General features: G+C 67.0%; 6 protein-coding genes. 4 read left to right on the top strand and 2 right to left on the bottom strand.

Annotated features, from left to right (window positions below; all coding sequences use genetic code 11):
• The first annotated feature begins 275 nt into the window (after positions 1–275).
• Positions 276–983, top strand: coding sequence for a pirin family protein (locus ACFQ0E_RS13865; protein WP_386824747.1), 708 nt, complete (start codon positions 276–278; stop codon positions 981–983).
• An 89-nt stretch (positions 984–1,072) separates the two neighbouring features.
• Here ACFQ0E_RS13865 and ACFQ0E_RS13860 read toward each other — a convergent pair whose 3' ends face one another.
• The gene (locus tag ACFQ0E_RS13860; protein ID WP_386824745.1) at positions 1,073–1,471 is read right to left on the bottom strand and encodes a hypothetical protein; all 399 of its coding nucleotides are present in this window, start codon (positions 1,469–1,471) and stop codon (positions 1,073–1,075) included.
• Between the two features lie 125 nt (positions 1,472–1,596).
• Positions 1,597–2,811: a formate-dependent phosphoribosylglycinamide formyltransferase gene (gene purT / locus ACFQ0E_RS13855; RefSeq protein ID WP_386824743.1), complete on the bottom strand. Its 1,215-nt coding sequence runs from the start codon at positions 2,809–2,811 to the stop codon at positions 1,597–1,599.
• A 159-nt stretch (positions 2,812–2,970) separates the two neighbouring features.
• Here purT and ACFQ0E_RS13850 point away from each other — a divergent pair, with 159 nt between their 5' ends.
• From ACFQ0E_RS13850 to ACFQ0E_RS13840, 3 genes are read left to right on the top strand one after another with little or no spacing between them, the layout of a single operon-like run.
• A complete protein-coding gene (locus tag ACFQ0E_RS13850; RefSeq protein WP_386824741.1) occupies positions 2,971–3,831 on the top strand; it encodes an SPFH domain-containing protein in 861 nt (286 codons plus the stop codon).
• Between the two features lie 36 nt (positions 3,832–3,867).
• Positions 3,868–4,059, top strand: coding sequence for an Arc family DNA binding domain-containing protein (locus tag ACFQ0E_RS13845; RefSeq protein WP_386824739.1), 192 nt, complete (start codon positions 3,868–3,870; stop codon positions 4,057–4,059).
• A complete protein-coding gene (locus ACFQ0E_RS13840) occupies positions 4,056–5,513 on the top strand; it encodes an alpha/beta hydrolase (protein ID WP_386824737.1) in 1,458 nt (485 codons plus the stop codon). Before ACFQ0E_RS13845 ends, ACFQ0E_RS13840 begins: the two co-directional genes overlap by 4 nt.
• Positions 5,514–6,000 lie beyond the last annotated feature (487 nt).

Genomic DNA, 6,000 nt, shown 5'->3' with positions numbered 1-6,000 from the left:
ACACGATCGCCGAAGGCATCGAGACCGAGGCCCAGCGCGAGATCCTCGTCGAGCAGGGCTGCCAGTTCGGACAGGGCTATCTGTTCGGCAAGCCGCGCCCGCTGCCGCGTGGCAGCCGGCGGCGCACGGCGACCGCCCACTGATCGTAAATTCAGAACAATAATTGCTGAATTCAATTATTGTTCTGAATTTGAAGATTCACGAGGATATCACTCGCCGACCGGCCTCCGGGCGCATGCCGCGCCCCGCCCCGGCACCTCGGGAGTCCATCGCTCATGATCGCCCTGCGCCCCGCCGCTGAACGCGGCCATGCCAACCACGGCTGGCTCGATTCCTGGCACAGCTTCTCCTTCGCCGAGTACCACGACCCGCGCCACGTCCACTGGGGCCCGCTGCGCGTGATCAACGAGGATCGCGTCCAGCCGGGGAGGGGCTTCGGCACCCACGGCCATCGCGACATGGAGATCATCAGCTACGTGATTTCCGGCGCGCTGGGCCATCGGGATTCGATGGGCAATGCCGCCAGCATCGTGCCCGGCGAAGTGCAGCGGATGAGCGCGGGCACCGGCGTCACCCATTCCGAGTACAACCACGACTCGCGCGGCGCGACGCATTTCCTGCAGATCTGGATCATTCCGGACCGGATGGGCGTGACGCCGGGCTATGCGCAGCGCAGCTTCAGCGATGCCGAAAAGCGCGGCCGGTTGTGCCTGGTGGTCAGTCCGGACGGCGCCGACGATTCCGTGACGATCCAGCAGGATGCGCGGATGTACGCCGGCCTGTTCGATGGCGACGAACGCGCGACGCTCGATCTGCACGAAGGCCGGCTCGGCTACGTGCATGTCGTTCGAGGCAATGCACTGGTGAATGGCCACGTGCTGAGGGCCGGCGATGCGCTGCTGTATCGCGACGAGCCGCGCATCGAGATCGAAGGCGGAGACGACGCGGAAGTGCTGGCGTTCGATCTGCCGCGGATGGAGTGAGTCGAGGGGAAAGCAGGTCCCTCGCCTGCGGCTCGGGATGACAGCGCAGCGCCGGCGTGCAGTCGACCGACCGCGCCGGACCCGCCTCATCAATTGCCGGGCGATGCTGCGCTGGCAGGCGTGCCATCCGCTGAGGACGGCAACGCCTCCGACGGTGCGCTGGCCGGCTCAGCCGTCGGACCCAGCACGGGCAAGGCGGCCGGCAGCGGGTCCGCGTCGCGCAGGCCGAAGCCGAACATCGCCTCGCTCTGCGTCGACACCACCATGCGCACCATGCCGCTGGGCACCATCAGTTCCAGCGAGACTTCGCGGCCTTCCGGCGTGCGGCCTTCGATGGTCATTTCGATGAAGGCACCGCCGGTGTCGATGGTGGCGCAGGCCACGTGCGGGCCGGCCGGGCCGTCCTGCAGGAATGGGCGGATCGGGTCGCCCAGCACTTCGAGCGCCTGCGGGAAAAAGAAGACGGCATAGCCGCTGGTATCGTTCATCGCGGGGTCCTGTGACGGCGTCGGGCGAGCGTATCAGTTCCCCGTCGTAGAGCGGAGCTTGCTCCGCTCGGATTGATGGAGATGCATGAGCGGAGCAAGCTCCGCTCTACAAGGGCCTGTCGCGGTCAGCGCAGCTCGATCGACAGCGCTGCTGCGGCATCGCGCGCCTTCGCGCGGGCCTCGTCGATGTCCTCGCCCAGCGCCAGGGTCACCGCGACGCGGCGATGGCCTTCCACCTTCGGCTTGCCGAACAGGCGCAGCGCGGTATCGGGCACACGCAGCGCATCGGCCACACCGGTGAACGCGGGCACGCCATGACCATGCGCGAGCACCGCGCACGAAGCCGACGGGCCGTTCTGGCCGATCTTCGGAATCGGCAGGCCCAGGATCGCGCGCGCGTGCAGGGCGAACTCGCTCAGGTCCTGCGAGATCAGGGTGACCAGGCCGGTGTCGTGCGGGCGCGGCGAGACTTCGGAGAACCACACCTCGTCGCCTTTCACGAACAGCTCGACGCCGAACAGGCCCCAACCGCCGAGGTCGTCGGTAATGGTCTTCGCGATCGCCTGCGCGCGTTCCAGCGCTTTCGCCGACATCGGCTGCGGCTGCCAGCTTTCGCGGTAGTCGCCGTCGCGCTGCAGGTGGCCGATGGGGTCGCAGAAATCGGTGCCGCCGGCATGACGGACGGTCAGCAAGGTGATTTCGTAATCGAAATCGATGAAACCTTCGACGATCACGCGCCCGGCGCCGGCACGCCCACCGGTCTGCGCGTAGTCCCAGGCCGCGTCGACGTCATCGGCGGTGCGCACCAGGCTCTGGCCCTTGCCCGAGGAGGACATCACCGGCTTGACCACGCAGGGAATGCCGATCTCCGCGACGGCCGCGCGGTAGTCCTCCAGCGTATCGACGAAGCGATACGGCGAGGTCGCGAGGCCGAGGGTCTCGGCGGCGAGGCGGCGGATGCCCTCGCGGTCCATGGTCAGGCGCGCGGCGCGCGCGGTCGGGACCACGCGGGTATGGGTGCCGCGCTCGGCGAATTCGCGCTCCAGCTGGACCAGGGTTTCGGTGTGGATCGCCTCGATCTCCGGGACGATCAGGGTCGGACGCTCCTCGGCGATCAGCGTGCGCAGGGCGTCGCCGTCGAGCATGTTCAGCACGTGGCTGCGATGCGCGACCTGCATCGCCGGTGCGTCGGCGTAGCGATCGGCGGCGATGACTTCGCAGCCGAAGCGCTGCAGTTCGATCGCGACTTCCTTGCCCAGCTCGCCGGAGCCCAGCAGCAGCACGCGGACGGCGGAAGGCGACAGGGGCGTACCGAATTCGATCTCGGGGAAGGCGGACATGGGCATGGTTCCAGCGGAAAGCCGGCATTTTAAATCAAGGGTTTGCACAAAGGCCGGCGATCACGCCGCATACCGGCACCACCGCCTGTCCGAACTCGCTTGCGCAGAGTGATATCTTTTTGATATCACATCAACATTCCCGACCACCGAGCCTGCGCCATGAAAGAGAACAACTTCCGTTCGCTCCCCGGCATCCCGACCCTCCTGCTGTTGCTCGCCACCGTCATGCTCGGCGCCTGGCTCGTCGGCACCAGCGCCCGCGACGGTACGGCGGGGTGGATCGCCGGCATCGCCCTGGTGCTGAGCTCGGTCTTCCTGATGCTGGGCCTGTACAAGGTCGAACCCAACCAGGCCGCCGTGCTCGACCTCTTCGGCAAGTACGTCGGCACCGTGAAGGACAACGGCCTGCGCTGGAACAATCCCTTCTACGGCAAGAAGAAGGTGTCGCTGCGCGTGCGCAACTTCGAGAGCAGCAAGCTCAAGGTCAACGAGCTGGACGGCAGCCCGATCGAGATCGCCGCAGTCATCGTCTGGCAGGTCGTGGACAGCGCCGAGGCCGTCTACAACGTCGACGACTACGAGAGCTTCGTGCACATCCAGTCGGAATCGGCGGTGCGCGCGATGGCGACGAGCTATCCCTACGACCAGCACGAAGACGGCCAGCTCGCGCTGCGCAGCCACGCCAACGAGGTCGGCCAGCACCTCAAGGAAGAGCTGCAGGAGCGACTCGCCGATGCCGGCGTCACCGTGCTCGACGCGCGCATCAGCCACCTCGCCTACGCCCCGGAAATCGCCCAGGCCATGCTGCAGCGCCAGCAGGCGAACGCGATCATCGCCGCGCGTACGCGCATCGTCGCCGGCGCCGTCGGCATGGTCGAGATGGCGCTCGCCGAGCTGCAGAAGAACGGCGTGGTTCAGCTCGACGAGGAGCGCAAGGCGCAGATGGTCAGCAACCTGCTGGTCGTGCTGTGCGGCGAACGCGCGACGCAGCCGATCGTCAACACCGGTTCGCTGTACTGATCGCGGCGTCCGCCGCACCTGCCCGGGCACCAGGCCATGAGCGAGAAGAAGGCTTATCCGCTGCGCATCAACGCCGAGATCCTCGCGGCCACGCAGCGCTGGGCCGACGATGAGCTGCGCAGCCTCAACGCCCAGATCGAATACGTCCTGCGCGATGCGCTGCGCAAGGCCGGGCGCCTGAAGACGCCGTCCACGGACGATGCCCCATCCAACGGAGAATCCGAATGATCCACGTGATCCGCCAGATCGAACGTCGCTTGCCCGCTTCGCAACGCCGCAGGCTCGCGCCGCGCCTGCTGCTCGCCTCCGCGCTGGCCCTCGCGCTCGGCACCGGTGTGCTCGTCGCGACCGAATCACGGGCGCAGGACGCGCCCGCATCTGCGCCCGTGAATGCCGAGACCCTGGCTTTCGATGCGGTACGCGAGGCGCTGCAGGTGATCGACGCCTTCCTGGCCGGCGACACCGCGGCGGTCCACGCGCGGTTCGATGCGACGATGGCTGCGGCCGTGAGCGCGGAACAGCTCGCGCAGGGACTCGCCAGCATCCAGGCCAGTGCCGGCGCGCTGCAGTCGCGCGGCGAACCGACCAGCGACCTGCGCGAGGACGGCGCGCTGGTGACGCAGTCCCTGCGCTTCGAGCGTGCCGAGTTGGTCGTCCTCGTCGCCTTCGACAAGGACAGGCGGATTGCCGGCTTCGCGCTGCGCCCGCCGAAGGCACCGGCGGCCGAAGTACCGCCCGTGCCTGCCGATGCCATGTACGAGGAAAGCGAAGTGCGCATCGGCGACGCCGCCACCGGCCTGCCGGCCACGCTGACGATGCCCAAGGGCAAGGGTCCCTTCCCCGCCGTGGTGCTGGTGCACGGCTCCGGGCCGCAGGATCGTCATTCCACCATCGGCCCGAACCGCCCGTTCCTTGATATCGCGCGTGGTCTGGCCGAGCGCGGCATCGCGGTGCTGCGCTACGAGAAGCGCACGAAGGCGCAGCCGCAGGCGTTCATGGACGGCGGCGCGACCATCGATCGCGAGACCACCGACGATGCGCTGCTCGCCGTGCAGACGCTGCGCGCCCTGCCCGGCGTGAACGCGAAGCGCGTCTTCGTGCTCGGCCACAGCCTCGGTGGGATGATGGCCCCGCGCATCGCGCAGCGCGACCCGAAGATCGCGGGCATCGTGCTGCTGGCAGCGCCATCGCGGCCGCTGCTCGACATCCTGATCGAACAGAACAAGCGCCTCGCCGTGCTCGACGATGGCCGGATCAGCGAACAGGAAAACGCCGCGATCATGCGCCTGAGCGACAGCGTGAAGGCGGTGCGCGACGGTCGCGAGATGACGGCGGCGCAAGGGCCGCTCGGGCTGTCGCCGGAGTACTGGCGCACGGTCGAAGCCGTGGATCCGGTGGCCGAGGCCGCGCGAATCAAGCAACCCATGCTGATCCTGCAGGGCGCGCGCGACATCCAGGTGGTCGATGCCGACTGGCAGAACTGGCGCGAAGCCTTCCACGACGATGCGCGCGTGACCTTCAAGCTGTACGAATCGCTGAACCATCTCGCCATCCCGGGCGAAGGCGATGGCAGCCTGGCGGAATACACGCGGCCGGGACAGGTCGCGCCGGAGCTGATCGCGGACGTGGCCGCCTGGATCAAGGCACCGAAGGCAACTGCAGCCCCGAAGACCGATCGCTGACACATCGCGCGCCTTCGACGCGGCATCGCCTCGGCTGAACGTTCGGGAACGATCTGTCGGAGCGGCGCGTGGAACGAGCAAGCGCCGCGCCTGAAGCATCGCAGCCGGTCGAATCGATGCATCGAATCGATTCACTGCATCGATTCAGCGCGCTGTATTCCATCATCGAATCGCATCATCATCGTGCAGAACGCACGCATGCAGGACTGGATGATTGATACCTTCGATGCGAACCGCATCGACGATTCGAAGTGCGCATGAAATACCTGAAAACAGGCCTGAAAACAGGCCTGAATTCATGAACGACGAAGCGATCGCCGCATTCGCGACGAAGCATCGTGAACTTGATGCAGATCACGGTCGACGGACGCGAAGCGGAGCAGGATGATCGGGCAGCACAGATCACCCTCCCCCGGGACAACACGCAAAAGGAAGCGCAGTCGTGACTCGCATCCCGTCGCATCCAGCAAAGCAGCACGTCGAGAAT

It is taken from the genome of Lysobacter brunescens, from assembly GCF_042677005.1.
Taxonomy (GTDB): domain Bacteria; phylum Pseudomonadota; class Gammaproteobacteria; order Xanthomonadales; family Xanthomonadaceae; genus Lysobacter_I; species Lysobacter_I brunescens.
The sequence above is the reverse complement of the archived record's forward strand: the minus strand, read 5'-3'. Positions and strand labels throughout refer to the sequence as shown.